Raw genomic sequence first — 18,549 nt, 5'->3', positions numbered from 1 at the left:
CCGTGCGGGCGCATCGCGGACCGCGTTCAACATCACCGCGCGGACCGAAGATGGTCGACGAGCATGTACAGCACTCGCCGCGTCGACGGCCAGTAACTCGCTGTCATTCAAGTGCTCGAGCGCCACCGCCTACAAGTGCCGGACGAAACTCGAAACTGCGGTTCAGGGTGTCCGATGCGGACTCGCGGGTTCGGTGGCAGTGACTCATATGAAGAGACTGCACGAGATCACCGAGTGGCTATGGATACACGGGTTCAGTACCCGTATCCCTGAGTGCCTCCTTTCCGGTCATATAGCGTTACGAATACGCCACCTTTTGCGCTGCTCTCATGAACACTGGGGCGCGAAGGGCACAGATGGGCCTCGTTGCTGCAAAACCGCAGAGATGAGGGTGATCTTGGACGTTTCAGGGGAACTGGCCACAGTGGGGACGGCTGCCGCGTCGGCGTTGGTCGTGGCCATGGCGGGGGATGGATGGCGTGGGTTCCGGACCTGGCTTGGGCGCTGGTTCGGGGACGAAAGCGACCGGCAGCTCACCCGACTCGACCGCGACCGCGAGGCACTGCTGTCCGCGCCTGAGGGCGAGCGCGAGGACCAGGCCGCCGACCTGTCGGCCGCATGGGCTGTGCGACTACAGGACGAGGTGGACGAGGCCCCTGAGGCGGGCCGTGAGTTGCTCGCGTACGTGAAGCAGTGGCAGGCCGAGAACGCGCATGCAGCACCACAGGTGGGGGCGGTCGGTCAACGGGCAAAGGCCAAAGGGAAGTCCCGGATCACACAGGTGGGCCGGGATCAGATCACCGTGCGCCCGGAGCGACGATCGTGAGCGCCGGGGGCAAAGACGCCAAAGAGCAGGTCCGGCAGGAAGCCGAGGCGTCCGAGAATAGCGTGATCACGCAGGTGTCTGGGGACTACGAGGAGCACCACCACCGCTACGTGCGCGAATGGCAGTATCTGAAGTCTGTGGCTGTCGACGCGGAAGAGGCCCGACTAGTCGACCAAGCCTACGTCCACGCAGAGGGAGATTCCCCGTACGGGGAGCGGCAGGTCGCACGCGGAGTCCGGCTACTCAACTCGACGATGGGACGGCACAACGTCCTCGTGCTCACGGGCCCCGCCGACACCGGGCGCCGGACCACAGCTATGCGCGTGCTGCGTGACGCCGGGGTGGAGCCGAAGAACCTCCAAAGCCTCACCCTGGACTGGGACCGCCCGCGCACTGAACAGCTTCCCACAACACCTCAGCACGGCTTCGTACTTGACCTGTCCGACTACAGCAGCCTACCCAGCGACTTCTACGAAGGTCTGGGCAGCTACCAGGAAGAGGCCCTCTCTTCCGGAGCCCACCTGGTGATCCTGGCCACCCCAGCGGCCTGGCGGCCTCGCAATCTCGCGAACGTCCCGCGGATCGAGCATGTGGCCCCTCCCGCACTGGCCGTGTCCAGGTCGCATCTCAAGCAGCTCAGGGCCGAGCGGTTGCCCTGGCTGGAGGAGGCCGCCGATCTGGCCCGACTGCTGACTCCCGCCACGGCCCCCGACGATGCTGTCTGGCTCGCCGAGCTCATCGCGGAGGCAGGCGACGACGGTCAGGGCGAGGTGAAGGAAGAATTCGAGGGATGGCAGAGACATCTCCTGCAGTGGTTCAAGGACCACGACGACGCGGAGCATCTCCGTGACCGTGCGCTGCTCATCGGGACGGCCTTGCTCGACGGACTCCCTGCGGATGTCGTCATGGCCGCCGCTGACGAACTCTTCAAGCAAGTGAAGGGGAAACTGCCACTCGGTGGCGCCTTGGCCGGCCCCGACCTGGAGGCGCGCCTTGAGATCATCGAAGCAGAACGAACCGAGAACGACGGACTGTCGCTGAGCGACGTGCGCCACGGCCTGGACGAGGCGGTGCTCGCGCATGTCTGGGTCCAACGTCCGCATCTCCGCGGCGACCTCCTACGCTGGGCCTCGCAGATCACTACGCCGAAGGGCATCGCCGCGAAGTACCGTCCAAAAGTAGCTGCGGCGCTCACACAGTTGGCCACGGGGCCTGGAGGCCAGGCGGTCCTGGGGATCGTCAAGGAATGGATCGCCACGGGCAGCGAGCCACAGCGCCGCCTGGCTGCAGGCGTGCTGGAGAGCACTGCCATGCATCCAGGGGTCGGTGTTGCGGTTCGGAAGTACCTCTACGACGCCGCCGGCCAGGAGAAGTTGAGCGAAGCACTCGCCCAGACCGTGGCCGAGGTATGTGCTGGCCAGCTCGGGCACGAGTACCCGCGCGTCGCGCTGACCCGACTGCGAATCCTGGCAGGACGCAGCGACCAGCGTGGAGCGCAGGCCGTCGCGGAGGCAGTACGCGACCTGGCTACCGAGCCGGATCTCCGGCCACTGGTCCTGGGCGAGATAGTCGACTGGGCCGAGAGCAACGACGCCAGGATCCGAGAGGCCGGCACACGAGCGTTTCTGGCGCTGACTGAGCTGGCCGGCGAGGCACCACTCGCCCTGGCACTGGTGGAAGATCTGCTCGCCGAAGACGGGCCGGGAATTGAGGACCACGTCTTCGTACGAGGATGGCGCGCGGCCTGGCGCCATGAACCCGCGGCTGAAGCGGCCAAGAAGTCGCTGGCCACCTGGCTGGACACGCCGTCGGTACCCAACAGCCATGCGGTGAACATCGCTGTAGAGGTCTTGAACGGCAGCAGCATCGACGCACGCGCAGCCGATCTACTAGTAGGCCAGAGCGCGACAACGCCTGAGGGGCGGAATCGCCGCGTTCAGGTATTCAACCGGATCCTGCCCCCTGCCACAGAGGAAGCTCGACCATCCAACAGAGCCGAAGATGTCGGCGAACAGGTTGAATCTGACGGGGAGTTGAACGAGCCCGCAGCATGAGTCTGTTCGCCCGGCGCCGCAACGTCCCAGAGCCGGGGCCATTCGAGCAAGAGACGGCGTCGGCCCCGGCCACCCTCGATACGGGAACCCCCTTCAGTCTTCGCGACGAGCGCGCGCCAAGTCGCATACCAAGCGTCAACTTCACCGTCTCCATCAGCGGCATATGGAGCCTCGATGGCTCTGCCTTCCAGCACCACGCACCGGACGCTCTCGCACGAACCCATTTGCGTGGACACACAACTCGCATTCTCAGACGCCACAGCGTTCTGGAGATACCAGCGGCCCAGGACGCAGTCAACGCTGTCATCGCACGACCACTCACTCCCGAACCAGGCCTCACCGTGCACGGCGAGGCCTGGCTGACACTGTCGGACGCCGATCTGTCCATTGCAGAGGAGCACCTCAAGCGCACCCAGCATGGAGATCTGGAACGGGAGGAGATGCGACGCCGCATCGACTTCCTCCGGAGCGTCCTGTCCGACCCCGACCAACGCACCGTCTGGTGGATCGACCAATACCCGGAGCGACTCGCCGAGCTCCATCAAGTACAGGAGGCGACTGCAGGCGTCACCCCGCCGCGCGATCACACCCACAACACCGTGGAGGACGAAGTCGCCCGGTTCGTCGATCAGTTGCTCGCCGAGATGCGAACCCCACAGCAGCGCGAAGTCTTCCTGCGGGCCCTCACCCAGACCCTGCGCGCGCTCGGCAGTACAGACCTAGAGCACGCCGCAGCCCGTTTGGCGACCTCTCCCTCCGCCCGACCTGGAGCAGACACGACATGAACCTCCACGCGAGACGCTGGTTACTCGCACCGATGCGCCAGTGGCGCACCGCCCGCCTCATTCACCGACACGGGCCATCACTCGACTACGACACCGCCTGGGCCCTGGTCACCCTGTCCCGCAGCCCCGATGAATTCGCGTTCGTGAAGCAGGCTACGCGCGAGGCAAGACCGATCCGCGAGGCGGGGTTTCACTACGACGACTGGAACTCACTCTCCACCCGTGAGCGCACACGCAGGCAGCGTTGGCTCAAACGCCACGGCAGCACTCCGCTTCAGCAACTGCAGGTTGATGAACTGCAGTTGGTGAACGCTGGACTCCGGGTGGTCGAATGGGGTCCGGCTCCCGGCTGACCTCGCCCCAGCACAATCAGCTCAAGCTGTGATCGGCGACCGCCGCCAGTGCCAGCTGCCATCCTGTCGGACACCAAGGGGGTGTGCTCCGATAGACACTCAGCATGTGCGACGCCCCGCCCGAGGAATCCGATCACCTGCGTTCAGAACTCAGCCACGTGGCGTACCCCTACCAGGTCTCCTCCAGCCGGACCAAGTCGCACTTCGCGGGGACGCTGGCCTCCCGCACCGAATCTGGAGGTCCCATGCCCCCGCAGTTCATGGACGCCAAACAGACTGCCGAATACCTCAACATGTCCGTCACTTGGGTCTATCGCGACGCACCACGACTGGGCCTCTCCGCCTACAAGTTCGGTGCCGGCAGGAACGCAAAGCTGCAGTTCAAGGTGTCCGACGTCGACACTTGGGCTCGGCAACAGCGCCTCGGGTGACCCAGTAGTGGCGCCGGAGCCTCGCCGCCAGGCCTCCGCCACGGTCAACCTCAAGACCTCGCCCATGGGCGAGGTCTTCGCCGTCTCCATCAGGCCGCAAGGTCGTGCAGACCTCGGTCGAGAAGCCGCGCAGCCCGGCCGACCGAAGCCGGCATGAGATGCCGGTAGATCCGGAACGTCACCTCGATGCTTTTGTGTCCCATCCACTCGGCGACATCGGTGATGGGGATGTTGTGCGCCAGGCAGTTCGCCGCGAAGAAGTGCCGGTACCCGTAGATCGACATGCCTTCGGGAATGTCCACCTCCTTGCCCGGCAGCTTCCGGTACCAGATGTAATTGATCGTGCTGTGGTTCATGTGCTTCGCACGTGTCCCCTGGAGGACATAGCCGTCCTCGGTGGTTCCGTGCTGTTCGACGAAGCGTTCGATCGCTTCTCGGATGCTGCGTGGCAACGGGACCTCACGAAACTGCCCGCGCTTCCTGTGCTTGAGCTTCTCAAGGCTCTTCGTCCGGTAGTGGACCTGCTCCGTGACGCGGTAGACGTCGTCGGCCACGATGTTGTTCACGTTCAGGGCCAGCGCCTCTCCATTGCGCAGACCGCAGCCGGCCATCATGTCCACGAACATCGAGAAGCGGTCGTGGTTGGCTGCCGCCTTGATGTCGGCGATCTGCTCCTTGGTGGGCACGATGGCCCGCTCGGCCTCGTACTGCGGCGCGTCGACGTCCTGCAGGGGATGCTCGTCGATCGCACCCTTGCGGTGGGCGTCGAGCAGGAGCGTCTTGAGGAGGACGTAGACCTTGTACTGGGTGGGATCGGGTGTTCCGAGGCGCTCCATCGTCGTCAGAAAGTTCTCCACCACCATCGGGCTGAAGGTCTCCACACGCCTTGATCCGAGTTCTGGGATCAGGTGGTTCCGCGCCAGGTGCTCGTATTCGTACGCCGTGCCGTACGCGAGACGTCGCTGGCGCCCCATGTAGTCGCCGACGAAGTCCTCGAACCGCATCTGCCCGTAGTGGCGTACGAGCTCCGCCTTGGACGCCGGCGTCCTGGACTTCCGCGCGTACAGCTCGACGAGCCGCTCCTTGGCGGCGTCCTGCGTGCGGAAGCCGGACTCTTCCCGCTGCTTGCCGGACGCATCGCGGTAGCGGATGAAGTACGGGTGCTGGCAGCGGGTGGGCTGGCTGCAGCTGCACGGCTTGGCGAAGGTGCCCATGCCGCGGGCGAGCTGCTTGGGGATGGATGGCAATGTACTGACCTCGGGCTCTTGCTGACCTTTTGCTGACTCAGCGCCCGTGATTGTGGTTGCGATCTACGGCCGCGCCAAACGGCGCGGCTCGTCGGCCGGGGCGGTGCGGCCCGAGTGACATCAATGTGTCGACTCGGTCAAACCGCGTGTGAGCTGGGAGTTTCCGGGGTTAGCGTCAGGATCATGACAGAGACGATCAAGACTGCGGCCCCTCCCGCTCACCCGGTGCGACAGCTGCTCGCCGCCTCCGTCGGCAATGCCGTCGAGTGGTACGACTGGTACGCGTACACGTTCCTGGCGACGTACATCGCCGATCAGGTGTTTCCGAAGAGCGCCGACAACTCGCTCGTGCCGTTGCTCTCCACCTTCGCCGTGTTCGCGGTCGGGTTCTTCATGCGGCCGGTGGGCGGGTTGCTGATGGGGACGGTTGCCGACCGGCACGGGCGGCGGGCCGCGTTGACCGTGACCATTCTGCTCATGGGCGGCAGCAGTCTGCTGGTCGGGATCACGCCGACGTACGCCTCGGTGGGGGTGCTCGCGCCCGTGATCCTCGTGCTGGCGCGGCTGCTCCAAGGGCTGTCCGTGGGTGGGGAGTTCGCCGCGTCGACGACGTTTCTCGTCGAGTCGGCGGGGCCGCGGCGGCGCGGTCTCTTCTCGTCCTTCCAGTATGTGTCCACGTCCATCGGGCAGTTGATCGCCTCCGGTGTCGCCGCGCTCCTCGTGGCCACGCTCGCCGAGGGGCAGATGGACGGCTGGGGCTGGCGGGTGCCGTTCCTCGCGGGGGCGGTGCTCAGTCTCGTCGGGTTCTGGATCCGGCAGGGGGCGCAGGAGACGCGGAGCGAGGAGCACGAGCGGCCGGGGCTCTTCGACGCGCTGCGTCAGTACCCGAAGCAGTCGCTGCTCATCTGCGGCATCACGGCGGGCGGCACGCTCGCGTACTACACGTGGACCTCGTACCTGCCGACGTACGCGGAGCTGAACACCGACATCGACAAGTCGCAGGCGCTGACCGCGGGGACGATCTCGCTGGCGTTCTTCGCGCTGCTGCAGCCGGTCGGCGGGATGCTCTCCGACCGCTTCGGGCGCAAGCCGCTGCTGCTGTTCTTCGGCCTCGGATTCGCTCTGCTGAGCGTGCCGTTGCTGCACTCGCTGACCGGTTCGTTCGCCTCGCTGCTGTTCGCGCAGTGCGCCGGCATGGTGCTGCTCACGGGCTTCACGTCGATCTCGGCGGCGGTCAACGCGGAGATCTTCCCCGCGCGGGTGCGGGCGGCCGGGATCGGGTTCCCGTACTCGCTGACGGTGGCGCTCTTCGGCGGCACGGCGCCGTACATGGGCACGCTGTTCAAGGACCTGGGGCACAGCGGGCTGTTCCCCTGGTACGTCGCCGTGCTGTGCCTCGTGTCCTCCGTGGTGTATCTGCGGCTGCCGGAGAGCGCCCACAAGGAGCTGGAGCGCTGAGGGCGGTCAGCTCCCCGACGGCTGCGCGACGCCCGCGGGCCGCCGCTCCCCCGAGTCCGGAACCGGCACCGGGGCCGCGGCGGCCCGCATCATCACGCAGTCGAACTCGAGGACCCGGCCGGAGCCCTTCTCGCGGGTGACCGGGTACATGCCGGTGACCTCGAAGCCACGGATCTCGTAGGCGGCGATGGCCTCCTCCATGCGCGGGCTGCCCTCGTACAGGCGCAGCAGCGCGACCTCCGACTGAAGACCCACGAATTCGCCGATGCGCTCCCCCGCCCCCGCGAAGACCTCCAGGTCGTACCCCTGCGTGTCCATCTTGAGGTAGGGGCGCGGGTCGCGGATGCCGGCCAGGGCCTGGTCCATGAGGCCGTCGAGGCGGCTGACCTGGATTTCCTCCGTGCCGCCCTTGGTGAACCGCTTGTACGCCGCGTTCCCGTAGTCGCTCGGGGAAAGCAGTGAGTTCATGGTGTTCCACTCGACGTACATGGGGCGACGTTCCTCCGAACGGCCGAGCCCGCACGGGAAAATGTGCCAGTCCGGATCCCCCGATGCACGAGCACGCAGCTTCTCCAGGAAGCGCGGAACGGGCTCGAAGGATACGATGCGGCCTTTGTAGCCGAACTGCCTGAGCCGTTTTCCGTACTGTCCGACGTTGGCACCCACGTCGAATACGCAGTTCACTCCGTAGTGGTCGAGCATCTCGGCGACGTGACGACAGCAGAGATAGTCGGACGCCGACTTCTGGAAGTCCCCCTCCGCCAGGAGCGACTTCCGCCGGTCGACGACGAGATGGGCCCCCTCGCCGAAATTCGTACTGGTCCACTTCCCGTGCCGCCGGTGCACAAGGACCGCAGCTCCGGGGGCGAGGTCGATGACCTGGGCGCCGGTCCGGGTGAGGCCGTTCAGCAGTGTCCGGTACAGAGAAGCCATGTCCGACACCGTGACAGAACCGCCCCGGAACCCGGTCGTGGTCCGGCCGGTTTCACCCGAAGCAGCGACCCTCCGCATTCCGTGCGATGTTCATATCGCCGCGCGACCATGGATGTGCGTTTCCTGTGAAATAAGTAAACGCTGCTAGGTTGCGAGGCATCTCCTCGGAACTGGTCCGAGCGCACGGATTGAACCATCACATGATCCCCCTAAAAGTCACGGTTATCGTTCCGACCCACAACACCGGCGAAGACGCCCTGGTGGGAATCAACGCACTGCGGAAACAGTCCATGCCCCGCACGGACTTCGAAGTGCTCTACGTGGACGACGGCTCGACGGACGACACCGTCGCATTCCTGGAAAGGGAATTGGCCGGCGAGGACAACATGCAGGTCGTCCCGATGACCAACTCGGGCTGGCCCGGCCGCCCCCGCAACACCGGCGTCGCCCGCGCCCGCGGCGAGTACGTGCACTTCGTCGACGACGACGACTGGATCGCCCCGCAGGCGCTGGAGCGGCTGTACGCCCGCGCCAAGGAGACCGACGCGGACATCGTGGTCGGGCGGATGGCGGGGCACGGGCGCGGCGCTCCGCGGGCCCCGTTCGCCCGGCCGCTGGCGCGCGGTTCGGTGCGCGAGAACCCGGTGCTGCTGGGCAGCATGACCGTCCACAAGCTGTTCCGCCGGCAGTTCCTCCTCGACCACGACCTGCGCTTCGCGGAGGGCCGGGTGCGGCTCGAGGACCATCTGTTCACGCTGCGGGCCTATCTGCTGGCCAAGCAGGTCAGCACCGTGTCGGACTACACGACGTACCACTGGGTGCGGCACCGCGGCGGCAAGCACAACATCAGCTACACGCCCATCGAGCCGGGCCCCTACATCGACTCGGTGCGGCGCATCATCGCGCTGCTGCACGCCCCGGACACACACATCGAGGACGAGGACCTGCGGCACCGGTTCACCGCCAACTGGTACGGCAGCAAAGCGCTGAAGCGGCTCACCGGGAAGGGCTTCCTCGGTCAGGAGGAGGAGCGTCGCGCGGACTGGCGGCAGCACGTCATCGATCTCGCCGCCGAGCTGCCCGCCGCCGTCGACCGCCACCTGCCGGAGCGTCTCCGCGTGCTGTCCAGGCTCTGCCGGGCCGGTGACCACGAGGCGATCCACGCCTACGCCCGCTTCGAGAGCGAGGTGCGGCACCTGCCGAAGGTCGAGGAGACGGCGTGGCAGGACGGGGTGCTCCGCGTCCGGACGCGTACGGCGCTGGTGCGCACCGACCCGGAGACCGGGGAGAGCAGCCCGCTGCTGTTCCGCCGCACGGTGCACACGACGGCGTCCGGCAAGAAGCGGGTGCGGTGGACCTGGCAGCCGCCCGCGCCCCTCGACGCGCTGCCCGGCATCGCCCCGGCGCTCGACTTCACGCAGCCGCTCAAGAAGGCCAAGGCGCAGGGGCTCGTGCACCACAAGGCGGGCGGCACCCAGCTCGTGGTGACCACGGGGACGTCCACGTTGCAGCCCACGCCGCACGCCGCGGACCCCGACCTGTGGGAGATGCACTGGGCGACCGACTGCACCATCGACCCGGGCGGCGTCGACGAGGTCTCCGGTCCGCTGGAGCCCGGCGCGTGGCAGGTGTGTCTGCGCCTGAACGTGGGCGGCTGGCTCAGCTCACCGCGCCTGTCCGGGCTGAAGGTCTCCGTGCCGGACCCCGACAAGCCCGCACCGGTCGAGCGGCCCCGGCCCGCGCCGCAGCGGCATCCGCTGCACGGTGTCGCCAAGATGGCGGTCCCGGCGCTGCGCCGCCTGCTGCCCGCCGCCGCGTACCTGGCGCTGCGCGACCGGTACCGGCGGCTGGGTGCGCCCGGCCGGGAGCCGGGTCCTGTGTCGGCCGCGCTCGACCAGCTGCAGCGGGCCCCGCAGGGGCGGGCGCTCAGTGTTTCCAGTAACCGCAGAACATGATGCGGCCCTTGGGCACGCCCTGAGCCACCCAGTGCCGGCGCAGCCCGGTGGCGAGCCCCGACTCCCCGACCGCCCAGCCGTACAACGGCTCCTCGGGGAGCGGCAGTTGGCGGGCCCGCTCCAGGGCCGTCGCGCCGGGGACGGCCGACGGCGCGTCGTCCCGGTCGACCCAGACGACCTCGACGCCGGGCGGCGCCGTGAGTTTCTGGCGGTCCTCGGCGGACGGCACTTCGGCGACGGCCCAGCCCTCGGTGTCGGCGGGCAGTGAGGCGAGGACCCCGGCGAGCGCGGGCACGCCGGACTCGTCGGCGGCGAGGGCGACGCGGCGGACTCCGTCGGGAAGATTGAAGCCGGTGCCCTCGTCGACGAGGACGACCACGTCGCCGGGGGCGCAGGTGCGGGCCCAGGTCGCGGCGGGGCCCGCGGAGGCATCGGCGTCGCTGTCGTCGTCGTGCCCGTGAAGCACGAAGTCGACGTCGAGTTCCGCGCCTTCGGGGCCTTCGGCGCGGTGGGCGCGGACCGTGTAGTTGCGCAGGACGGGGCGGGTCTCCTTGGCGCCGCCGAGGAGTTTCAGGTAGCTGAGCGCCGTCAGCCGGTCCGGGATCCGGTCGAGCGAGGCGGCCGCGTCGGGGCCCGCGGGGAGGAAGAGGCGGAACCACTGGTCGTAGCCCATCGGCCGGAAGTCCGCGATGTCGCCGCCACCGAGGGTGACCCGGACGAAGTGCGGCGAGAGGCGTTCGCTGCGCAGGACGTGCAGCCGCAGGGGCTGCGCCGACTCGGGCTTGACGCGGGTGGCGGTGATGTTGCCGCGCTGCATGGCGACTCCGTTCAGCGGTGCGCGCGGGCGGCCGCGACGTCGAGGAGTTCCTGGATCCGGTGGCCCACTTCGTGCGGGCCGATGGCGGGCGCGTGGAAGCCGACCCGGATGTCGTCGTGGGCCCCGGCACCTTCGGGTCCGAGCGCCCCGGCGCCTTCGGAGCCCTGCGGTTCGGCGCGTTCGAGGCGCAGGACGAGGCCGCCGCGGTCCAGGCGCACGGGCCGGATGTCCTGGACATCGGACAGGTCCGCCCCGGCGACCAGTTCGGCGAGTTGGACCAGCAGGTCCGCGTGGCCGGTGTCCAGGTGCGAGAGCAGTTCCGCCTCGACCCCGGCCAGCGGGTCGGGCGCCGAGGCGGCGAGTTCCGTCATGTCGAGGACGCGCACCGAGTCGTCGCCGGAGAACGCGGCCCGCGCGGGGCGGAACACCAGGGTGTCGGGGCCCGCGACCGCGAGGCGCCCGCTGAACGCGAGGCGGGCCCGCACCCGGTCGCGCACGACGACGGGGGCCACGTCGGTGAACTCCGCGTACGCGGCATGGCCCGAGTGCGGAGCCGTGGCGAGTGCCTCGGTCAGCCGCGCGTCGGCGGGGTCGAGCAGGATCAGCCGGGACGCGGCGTCCACGGCGTAGAGCCCGACGCAGTCGAGTCGCAGCCGGGCATCGGGCGTGGTCAGGGTCAGGGTCAGGGTGTCGGCCGCGGCGAGGATCGTCCGCGCCCGCTCGGCAGGGGTGAGCTCCGGGTGCGCCACTGGGTTGACCATCTCCACTCCAAACTTAGGTAAGGCTCACCTTACCCACACGGAGGCCGTGGAGTCACCCCAGGGGCACCGGTGACCCGGAGACCACGGAAAACCGGTACCTCCTGCCTACAACTCCCGTACCTCATAAGGAAGCCGGGTCCCGGCCACCTCGACCACCGCGCCCTGGCGCAATCGGTACGTCGCGGCCGGGCTCCCGTCGAGCCAGTGGCCGTCGGTGAACCTCATGCGTCCGTCCCCCGCGGGACGAAGGTGAGCCGGGCGAGGCGGACGTCGCCGCGCAGCCGGACGCGCAGTTCGCGCACCCCGGTGGCGGTGAAGGCGGCGTCCACGGTGACGTAGTCGTACGGTCCGCCGGTCGCGGGCACCTCGACGCGGCAGTCGTCGGTCAGCTCCACGGAGCCCTCGCCCGCGACGTCGAGCCGGACGCGCGAGACACCTCGTGCGCCGAAGTCACAGTCCTTGTAGCGGAGTTCGCCCGTGCCGGTGACGGCGTCGCCGTGTGTCTTCGTGCGGTCGACGATCTCGATGCCGCCGTGCTGCTCGTCGTACGTCGCCGCGTCCAGGCCGTCCGTGGCGACGGGACGCGGCAGGGGCCGGTCGCCCTCCACGCGCAGTGTCTCGGTGAGCCTGATGTCCGCGCTGGAGGCACCGACGAGCAGTTCGTACGTGCCCTCGGCGACGCTCCAGCGGCCGCGCGCGACGTCCCAGTGGCCGAACTCGGCGAGCGGCACACGGAACGTGACGCGCTCGGACGCGCCCGCGGCGAGCGTGGTGCGGCGGTGCGCGAGGAGCTGTCGGCGCGGGCGCGGCACGGCGGCGTCGACCGCGCGCAGATACAGCTGCGGCACCTCGTCGGCCGGGCGCGGCCCGGTGTTCGTGACGGTGAAGGTGACCTCGACGGTGGTGTCGTCAGGCCGGCACACGAACAGCGCGTCGTACACGAACCGCCCGTAGGTCAGGCCGTGCCCGAACGGGTAGAGCGGTGTGCCCTCGTAGTAGAGGTAGGTCTGGCGGGAGCCGATGACGTCGTAGTCCAGGAGTCCGGGCAGGTCGGTGTCGGCCGCGTACCAGGTCTGCGGGAGCCGGCCCGCCGGGCTGACGTCGCCCGCGAGCACACGGGCGAGCGCGCGGCCCGCCGCCTGGCCGCCGTGCGCGGTCCACAGCAGGGCAGGCAGCCCGTCGTGCGCGTCGGGGACGGCGTACGGGTACGAGGAGACGAGGGCCAGCGCCGTGCGCGGGTTGGCGGCGCGGGCGGTCTGCCACAACTCGGCCTGTTGCGGCGGCAGTTCGAGGGTCGTGCGGTCCTCTGTCTCGCGGCCGTTGATGTGCGGGTCGTTGCCCGCGACGACGATCACCACGTCCGCCTCGGCCGCGACCCTGGCCACGGCGGCGGCGCCGCGCTCCACGACGTCGAGGTGGAAAACCGTGCCCTCGTCGGCAACCTTGGCGCCGTCGGCGGCGACCGACACGTACCGACCCGTCCCGGCGTGCTTGAGGAGGTGACCGCTCCCGTGCGGTTCGAGCGTGTACGTCTCCTGGACGATCCAGCCGCCGGGCCGCTCGGCGGAGGCCCGTACGTATCCGTCGTCGGCGACCGAGAGGTAGCGGCCGTCGGGCGCGCGGAGGGTGAGGACGCCGTTGCCCCAGTCGATCAGGGCGAGTTCGGTGCCCTCGGCCTGCGACACGTCCAGCGGGGGCAGGTCGGTGCGGCCCGCGACCAGGGCCGGGTCCAGGGCGGCGGCGCTCGCGCAGGGCGCCGCGGCTTCCGGCGCCTCGGGGACCCGCAGCCAGCCGTCGGCGCACCGCAGCCGCACCCGGTCGACGCCCTCCGCGTACGTCACGCGGTCCACGCCGAACCGCTCCCGCAGCCCGTCGAGGGGTGTCGAGCGGTGGATGAGGGTGCCGCTGTACCAGTCGGTTCTGCACGCGTCGGCGAGCAGGCCGACGACCGCGATCCGGGCGCCGTCGGCGAGCGGCAGCAGGCCGTCGTTCTTCAGCAGCACGACCGCCTGCTCGGCGGCCTCTTGGGCGAGCGCGCGGTGGGCGTCGGTGTCGAAGTCCCACGCCCGGTCGAAGGGGTCGATGTCGGCGAACTCGCCGAGCCGGGCCCGCACGTCGAGCTGTCGGCGCACGGCCCCGTCGATGTCGGCCTCGTCGATCAGCCCCTGGTCGTACGCGCGGCGCAGGCGTCCGACGATGGTCGAGGAGTCGGTGCCGTGGTCGGTGAAGCTGTCGACGCCGGCCTTCAGGGCGGCGGCGACGGCCTCCTCGTGCGTGTCGAAGTAGTGCTCGGAGTCGACGAGGTTGCTGGGCGCGCCGGCGTCGGAGCAGACGAGCAGCTCCTGGTCGGTCCAGGTCCGCAACTGCTCGCGCAGGTGCGGGGAGACGTGGTTGGGGCGGCCGTTGACGAGGTTGTAGGCGGGCATGACACCGGCCACCGCGCCCGCCTCGACGGGCCGCCGGAATGCCTTGAGGTCGTACTCGTGCAGCACGCGTGGGCGCACGGAGGCGTTGGAGGTGTCGCGGTCCGTCTCGTTGTTGTGGGCGAGCCAGTGCTTGAGGACGGGGGCGGTGCGCCAGTACGCGGGGTGGTCGCCGCGCAGTCCGCGGGTGAACGCGGTGGCGAGCGCGGCGGTGAGGTGCGGGTCCTCGGCGTAGCCCTCCTCGTTCCTGCCCCACAGCGGGTTGCGCAGCAGGTTCACGACGGGCGCCCACACGTTGAGGCCGACCCGGTCGTCGCTCCGCCGCATGGCGCGGGCCTCGGCGGAGACGGCGTCGCCGATCCGGCGCAGCAGCTCGTCGTTCCAGGTGGCGCCGAGGCCGACGGCCTGCGGGAAGACGGTCGCCGCGCCCATCCACGCGACGCCGTGCAGCGCCTCCTGGCCGGTGCGGAACGCGGCGAGGCCGAGGCGCTCCACGCCGGGCGTGAACTGGTGCAGGAGCGCGATGCGTTCGTCGAGCGAGAGCCGGGCGAGCAGCTCGTCGACGCGCTTGCCGTCGGGGGGCGGTGCGGGCAGTTCGGTCACAGGCGGATCCCTTGGCCGGAGGAGCGGTTGACGGAGCGGTCGACGAGAGGAAGCAGGCCGCTTCGAAGCGCTTCGATGCTCCGTACCGCGGTCATCAGGTGTCAAGTAGGCGGACGCGAAAGCCCGTTCAGGATTTTGACGCACTTGTCTTGTCGCCGTGGGAGCGCTCCCTTAACCTCGCTGCAACATCGAAGCGCTTCGACATTTGCGCGACGCGTGCTCCCTGAAGGGTTGCTCCCATGACGCCGAACTCCCCTGCCTCCGCGCCCAGTCGGAGAAGCTTCCTCGCCTCCACCGCGGTCGCCGCCGTCGCCGTGGCCGGCGGCGCGCCGCTGCTCACCGCGTGCGGCGGCGCCGCCGAGACGGGCGAGGGGACGACCTCCGGGAAGTCGGCGAAGAAGCTGCTGCCGACGTACGCGGCGCGCTCCATCGTCACCCCCGACATCGCGTCGAAGAACGGCTCCTGCGTCGGCTTCACCGGCAAGGTGGAGCTGTCGAAGCTGGAGACGTCGGTGCCGAAGAAGCTCGGCACCGGGGGCAAGGTGAAGATCATGGCCCCGTTCTGGGGGCCGCCGCCGCAGGCCGACTGCGAGTACTACACCGCGCTCAACGAGGCATCCGGTGTGCAGGTGAGCTGGCAGAACCAGGACGGCAACACCTACGGCGAGAAGATCGGCGCCGTGCTCGCCTCCAGTTCGCTGCCCGACGTGCTGATCGTGCCCGGCTGGGAGCTGTCCGGGAAGATCCCCGCCGCGCTCGTCGCGAAGATGATGGACCTCGGCCCGTACCTGGCCGGGAGCAAGGTGCGCGACTACCCGAACCTGGCGGCGATCCCGGAGGACGCCTGGCGGCGCGGCATCTTCGGCGGCAAGCTGCGCGGCATCCCGTACCCGTACTCGTACCTCCCGAACATCGCGCCCTTCTACCGCAAGGACCTCTTCGACAAGAAGGGCTGGGAGCCGCCGAAGTCCGCGCAGGAGTTCCTCGACCTCGCCAAGGAGATGACCAGCAAGAAGGCGGGGGTGTACGGCTGCGACGACATGAAGTGGTCGGCCTTCAACTTCTTCGGTTCGCTCGGCGGCAGCGAGAAGGCGCTCGGCTGGAAGCTGGAGGGCAAGAAGCTCGTCAAGCGCCTGGAGACCGACGAGTACCTGGAGGCCCTGGAGTGGACCCGCAAGCTGTTCGCGGCCGGGGTCGTGCACCCGGAGGCCAAGTCGCAGACCGGTGACGGCTCGCTGCGCTTCACCGCCGGCAAGGTCATGATGTACAACGCCGACATCACCGCCTGGTACGGCAAGAGCGCGGAGATGCAGGGCAGCAAGGCGTTCCCCGACTTCGAGATGGCCGCGATGGACATCTTCGGGCACGACGGCGGCGACCCGAAGCTGTACGCGGGCACCCCGGCCAACGTCTGGGCGTTCCTCCGCAAGGACGCCTCCAAGGAGACGGTGAAGAACGCGCTCGCCGCCGCCAACTACGCCGCCGCGCCCGTCGGCACCAAGGAGCACATGCTCGCCTACTACGGCGAGGAGGGCACCCACTTCACCCTGAAGGACGGCGTCCCGACGAAGACGAAGAAGGGCAACGCGCAGGCGCTCAACACCTGGCAGATGCTGTCCGGCCCGGCCCCCTTCTTCGCCTATCCCGACCTGCCCGAGGTCACCAAGGGGATGGTCGAGTGGCAGCAGCGGACGGGCGAGCACGTCACCAAGTCGGCGTTCTACGGCATGACGATCGTCGAGCCCTCCCGGTACGCCACCCTTGAGGACAAGTTCGAGCAGCTGGAGGACGACTTCGTCCGCGGCAACAAGAAGCTCGGCGACGTCCAGCAGGCCATCAGCGACTGGAAGTCGCGGGGCGGCGACAAGCTGCGCGACTGGTACAAGAAGCTGCTCGACGAGAACGGCGCGGACGGCGGCGCCGCCTGATGGCGCTGCAAGCCCAGCGCCCGCCCCGGACCGCCCCCGCCGACAAGGCGGTCCGGATCCGGGAGCGCCGCCGCAGTGGGAAGGCGCGCCCGGCCGACGGAGTCACCCGGCGGACCCGGCTGCGCCGCGACCGCACGCTCATCCTGATGACGGTGCCGGTGATCGGCCTGCTCGTCGTCTTCAACTATCTGCCGCTGCTCGGCAACGTCGTCGCGTTCCAGGACTACAACCCGTACGTCTCCACCAACGGCGTCACGGCGATCCTGCACTCGCCGATGGTCGGCCTCGAACAGTTCCAGAAGATGGTCGAGGACTCCGACTTCTGGAACGCGCTGCAGAACACCCTCGTCCTCTTCGTCATCCAGCTGCTGCTGTTCTTCCCGGTGCCCATCGCGCTCGCCCTGCTCATCAACAGCGTGATCAGGCCTCGGGTGCGGGCCCTGTCGCAGGCGATCCTCTACCTGCCGCACTTCTTCTCGTGGGTGCTCGTCGTCACCGTCTTCCAGCAGATGTTCGGCGGGGCCGGGCTGATCGCGCAGCTCCTCCAGGACCACGGCGTCGACGGCTTCGACCTGATGACGGACGCCGGGATCTTCAAGTACCTGCTCACCGCGCAGATGGTCTGGAAGGACGCAGGCTGGGGCATCATCGTCTTCCTCGCCGCGCTCGCCTCCGTCAGCCCCGAGCTGTACGAGGCGGCGGCGATGGACGGCGCGAACCGGTGGCGCCGCCTGTGGCACGTCACGCTGCCCGCGCTGCGCCCGGTGATCGCGCTGCTGCTCGTGCTCCGCGTCGGCGACGCGCTCACCGTGGGCTTCGAACAGATCCTGCTCCAGCGCAAGGCGGTGGGCGCGGGCGCCTCCGAAGTGCTCGACACGTACGTGTGGAGCACCGGCATCCAGAACGGCGACTTCAGCTACGCGGCGGCCGTCGGCCTCGTGAAGGGCGTGGTCGGGATCTGCCTGGTCCTGGCGGCCAACAAGTTCGCCCATCTGCTCGGCGAGCAAGGCGTGTACAAGAAGTGAGGGTGGACAAGAAATGAGCGTCACCGTCGAACGTCCGCGCCCCCGCGCGCGCTGGCGGGCGCCCGAGCGCCCAGTGTGGGAGGAGCCCCCGACGCGGGCCGGGCTCGGCGCCAAGGCGCTGCTCCTGGCCGTGTGCTGCGTCGCCGTGCTTGGACCGCTGTGGGTGGTGGTCGTCACGAGCCTGTCGCCCCGGCACGTCATCGACTCGGCGGGCGGTCTGGTGCTGTGGCCGAAGGCCGTCACCTTCGTCAACTATCAGGAGCTGCTGAGCGGCGGCCAGGTCAGCCGGGCGATGCTGGTCTCGCTCGGGGTGACCGGGGTCGGCACGGTGTTCTCCATGGCCGTGTCGGTCCTCGCCGCGTACGGCCTGTCCCGGCCGGGCTCGTTCGCGCACCGGGCCCTGCTCATGGCGCTGATGACAACGATGTTCTTCAGCGCCGGGCTCATCCCGACGTATCTGCTGGTGCAGACGCTGGGCCTGACCGACAGCTATCTGGCGCTGATCCTGCCGAGCGCGGTGAGCGTCTTCAACATCCTGGTGCTGCGCGGCTTCTTCATGAACATCTCGCAGGAGCTGACGGACAGCGCCCGTATCGACGGGGCGGGCGACCTGAGGATCCTGTGGACGATCGTCATGCCGCTGTCCCGCGCGGTGATCGCCGTGATCTCGCTGTTCTACGCGGTGGCGTACTGGAGCGCCTGGTTCAACGCGATGATCTACATCGACGATCCGGCGAAACTGCCGCTGCAGAACGTCCTGATGCAGCTCGTGCAGAAGAACTCGGCACTGCCGACGGGGCTGAGCCAGGCGGTCAACGCCGGTGAGCTCTCCGCGCTCGGGCTTCAAATGGCGATGATGGTGCTGGCCCTCGCGCCGGTGGCGGTGGCGTCCCCGTTCGTCCAGCGCCACTTCAAGAAGGGGATGCTCATCGGGGCGGTGAAGGGGTGAG

Annotated in this window: 15 protein-coding genes; 10 read left to right on the top strand and 5 right to left on the bottom strand. The window is 68.9% G+C overall.

Annotation, left to right across the window (positions count from 1 at the left end; all coding sequences use genetic code 11):
- The first annotated feature begins 397 nt into the window (after window positions 1-397).
- From ACY34M_RS22550 to ACY34M_RS22530, 5 genes are all read left to right on the top strand, one after another.
- Entirely contained in the window at window positions 398-826 is a 429-nt protein-coding gene (locus ACY34M_RS22550) for a hypothetical protein (protein WP_462719822.1), read from the top strand.
- Window positions 823-2,880 carry a hypothetical protein gene (locus ACY34M_RS22545; RefSeq protein ID WP_462719821.1) on the top strand — a complete coding sequence of 686 codons (2,058 nt, stop codon included), beginning with the start codon at window positions 823-825 and terminating at the stop codon, window positions 2,878-2,880. Before ACY34M_RS22550 ends, ACY34M_RS22545 begins: the two co-directional genes overlap by 4 nt.
- Entirely contained in the window at window positions 2,877-3,665 is a 789-nt protein-coding gene (locus ACY34M_RS22540) for a hypothetical protein (RefSeq protein WP_462719820.1), read from the top strand. Before ACY34M_RS22545 ends, ACY34M_RS22540 begins: the two co-directional genes overlap by 4 nt.
- Window positions 3,662-4,018 carry a hypothetical protein gene (locus tag ACY34M_RS22535; protein ID WP_462719819.1) on the top strand — a complete coding sequence of 119 codons (357 nt, stop codon included), beginning with the start codon at window positions 3,662-3,664 and terminating at the stop codon, window positions 4,016-4,018. The genes ACY34M_RS22540 and ACY34M_RS22535 overlap by 4 nt, the downstream gene beginning before the upstream one ends.
- 104 nt (window positions 4,019-4,122) lie before the next feature.
- The gene (locus ACY34M_RS22530; protein WP_216718566.1) at window positions 4,123-4,449 is read left to right on the top strand and encodes a helix-turn-helix transcriptional regulator; all 327 of its coding nucleotides are present in this window, start codon (window positions 4,123-4,125) and stop codon (window positions 4,447-4,449) included.
- Between the two features lie 89 nt (window positions 4,450-4,538).
- Here the strand turns inward: ACY34M_RS22530 and ACY34M_RS22525 are convergent, their stop codons facing one another.
- Window positions 4,539-5,696 carry a tyrosine-type recombinase/integrase gene (locus tag ACY34M_RS22525; RefSeq protein ID WP_462719818.1) on the bottom strand — a complete coding sequence of 386 codons (1,158 nt, stop codon included), beginning with the start codon at window positions 5,694-5,696 and terminating at the stop codon, window positions 4,539-4,541.
- 183 nt (window positions 5,697-5,879) lie between these two features.
- Here ACY34M_RS22525 and ACY34M_RS22520 point away from each other — a divergent pair, with 183 nt between their 5' ends.
- Window positions 5,880-7,154 (top strand): MFS transporter, encoded by a 1,275-nt coding sequence (locus tag ACY34M_RS22520; protein WP_462719817.1) that lies wholly within the window; start codon window positions 5,880-5,882, stop codon window positions 7,152-7,154.
- A 6-nt stretch (window positions 7,155-7,160) separates the two neighbouring features.
- Here the strand turns inward: ACY34M_RS22520 and ACY34M_RS22515 are convergent, their stop codons facing one another.
- Complete coding sequence (locus ACY34M_RS22515) at window positions 7,161-8,087, bottom strand: FkbM family methyltransferase (RefSeq protein WP_462719816.1); 927 nt, start codon at window positions 8,085-8,087, stop codon at window positions 7,161-7,163.
- 200 nt (window positions 8,088-8,287) lie between these two features.
- Here ACY34M_RS22515 and ACY34M_RS22510 point away from each other — a divergent pair, with 200 nt between their 5' ends.
- Window positions 8,288-10,042, top strand: coding sequence for a glycosyltransferase family 2 protein (locus tag ACY34M_RS22510; protein ID WP_462719815.1), 1,755 nt, complete (start codon window positions 8,288-8,290; stop codon window positions 10,040-10,042).
- Here the strand turns inward: ACY34M_RS22510 and ACY34M_RS22505 are convergent.
- From ACY34M_RS22505 to ACY34M_RS22495, 3 genes are all read right to left on the bottom strand, one after another.
- Window positions 10,014-10,859: a siderophore-interacting protein gene (locus tag ACY34M_RS22505; protein ID WP_462719814.1), complete on the bottom strand. Its 846-nt coding sequence runs from the start codon at window positions 10,857-10,859 to the stop codon at window positions 10,014-10,016. The genes ACY34M_RS22510 and ACY34M_RS22505 overlap by 29 nt on opposite strands.
- Before the next feature lie 11 nt (window positions 10,860-10,870).
- Window positions 10,871-11,620 (bottom strand): DUF2470 domain-containing protein, encoded by a 750-nt coding sequence (locus ACY34M_RS22500; protein ID WP_462719813.1) that lies wholly within the window; start codon window positions 11,618-11,620, stop codon window positions 10,871-10,873.
- A 221-nt stretch (window positions 11,621-11,841) separates the two neighbouring features.
- Window positions 11,842-14,646 carry a glycoside hydrolase family 3 C-terminal domain-containing protein gene (locus ACY34M_RS22495; RefSeq protein ID WP_462719812.1) on the bottom strand — a complete coding sequence of 935 codons (2,805 nt, stop codon included), beginning with the start codon at window positions 14,644-14,646 and terminating at the stop codon, window positions 11,842-11,844.
- A gap of 239 nt (window positions 14,647-14,885) precedes the next feature.
- Between ACY34M_RS22495 and ACY34M_RS22490 the strand changes: the two genes are divergently transcribed.
- The 3 genes from ACY34M_RS22490 to ACY34M_RS22480 are packed head-to-tail and all read left to right on the top strand — an operon-like array spanning window position 14,886 to window position 18,548.
- Window positions 14,886-16,574, top strand: a complete 1,689-nt coding sequence (locus ACY34M_RS22490; protein WP_462719811.1) for an extracellular solute-binding protein — start codon at window positions 14,886-14,888, stop codon at window positions 16,572-16,574.
- The gene (locus ACY34M_RS22485) at window positions 16,574-17,599 is read left to right on the top strand and encodes an ABC transporter permease (RefSeq protein WP_462719810.1); all 1,026 of its coding nucleotides are present in this window, start codon (window positions 16,574-16,576) and stop codon (window positions 17,597-17,599) included. Before ACY34M_RS22490 ends, ACY34M_RS22485 begins: the two co-directional genes overlap by 1 nt.
- Before the next feature lie 13 nt (window positions 17,600-17,612).
- The gene (locus tag ACY34M_RS22480) at window positions 17,613-18,548 is read left to right on the top strand and encodes a carbohydrate ABC transporter permease (RefSeq protein WP_462719809.1); all 936 of its coding nucleotides are present in this window, start codon (window positions 17,613-17,615) and stop codon (window positions 18,546-18,548) included.
- Window position 18,549 lies beyond the last annotated feature (1 nt).

The sequence above is a fragment of the Streptomyces sp. EDA2-14 genome (assembly GCF_054963755.1).
Note: the sequence above shows the minus strand (reverse complement) of the source record. Positions and strands in the feature narration are given on the sequence as shown.

Bases quoted from the DNA above. Each gene is read 5' to 3' on its own strand.
- ACY34M_RS22515 (WP_462719816.1), bottom strand. From the start codon at position 8,087: ATGGCTTCTCTGTACCGGACACTGCTGAACGGCCTCACCCGGACCGGC.
- ACY34M_RS22540 (WP_462719820.1), top strand. From the start codon at position 2,877: ATGAGTCTGTTCGCCCGGCGCCGCAACGTCCCAGAGCCGGGGCCATTC.
- ACY34M_RS22535 (WP_462719819.1), top strand. From the start codon at position 3,662: ATGAACCTCCACGCGAGACGCTGGTTACTCGCACCGATGCGCCAGTGG.
- ACY34M_RS22510 (WP_462719815.1), top strand. From the start codon at position 8,288: ATGATCCCCCTAAAAGTCACGGTTATCGTTCCGACCCACAACACCGGC.
- ACY34M_RS22505 (WP_462719814.1), bottom strand. From the start codon at position 10,859: ATGCAGCGCGGCAACATCACCGCCACCCGCGTCAAGCCCGAGTCGGCG.
- ACY34M_RS22530 (WP_216718566.1), top strand. From the start codon at position 4,123: ATGTGCGACGCCCCGCCCGAGGAATCCGATCACCTGCGTTCAGAACTC.
- ACY34M_RS22520 (WP_462719817.1), top strand. From the start codon at position 5,880: ATGACAGAGACGATCAAGACTGCGGCCCCTCCCGCTCACCCGGTGCGA.
- ACY34M_RS22485 (WP_462719810.1), top strand. From the start codon at position 16,574: ATGGCGCTGCAAGCCCAGCGCCCGCCCCGGACCGCCCCCGCCGACAAG.
- ACY34M_RS22480 (WP_462719809.1), top strand. From the start codon at position 17,613: ATGAGCGTCACCGTCGAACGTCCGCGCCCCCGCGCGCGCTGGCGGGCG.
- ACY34M_RS22500 (WP_462719813.1), bottom strand. From the start codon at position 11,620: ATGGTCAACCCAGTGGCGCACCCGGAGCTCACCCCTGCCGAGCGGGCG.
- ACY34M_RS22490 (WP_462719811.1), top strand. From the start codon at position 14,886: ATGACGCCGAACTCCCCTGCCTCCGCGCCCAGTCGGAGAAGCTTCCTC.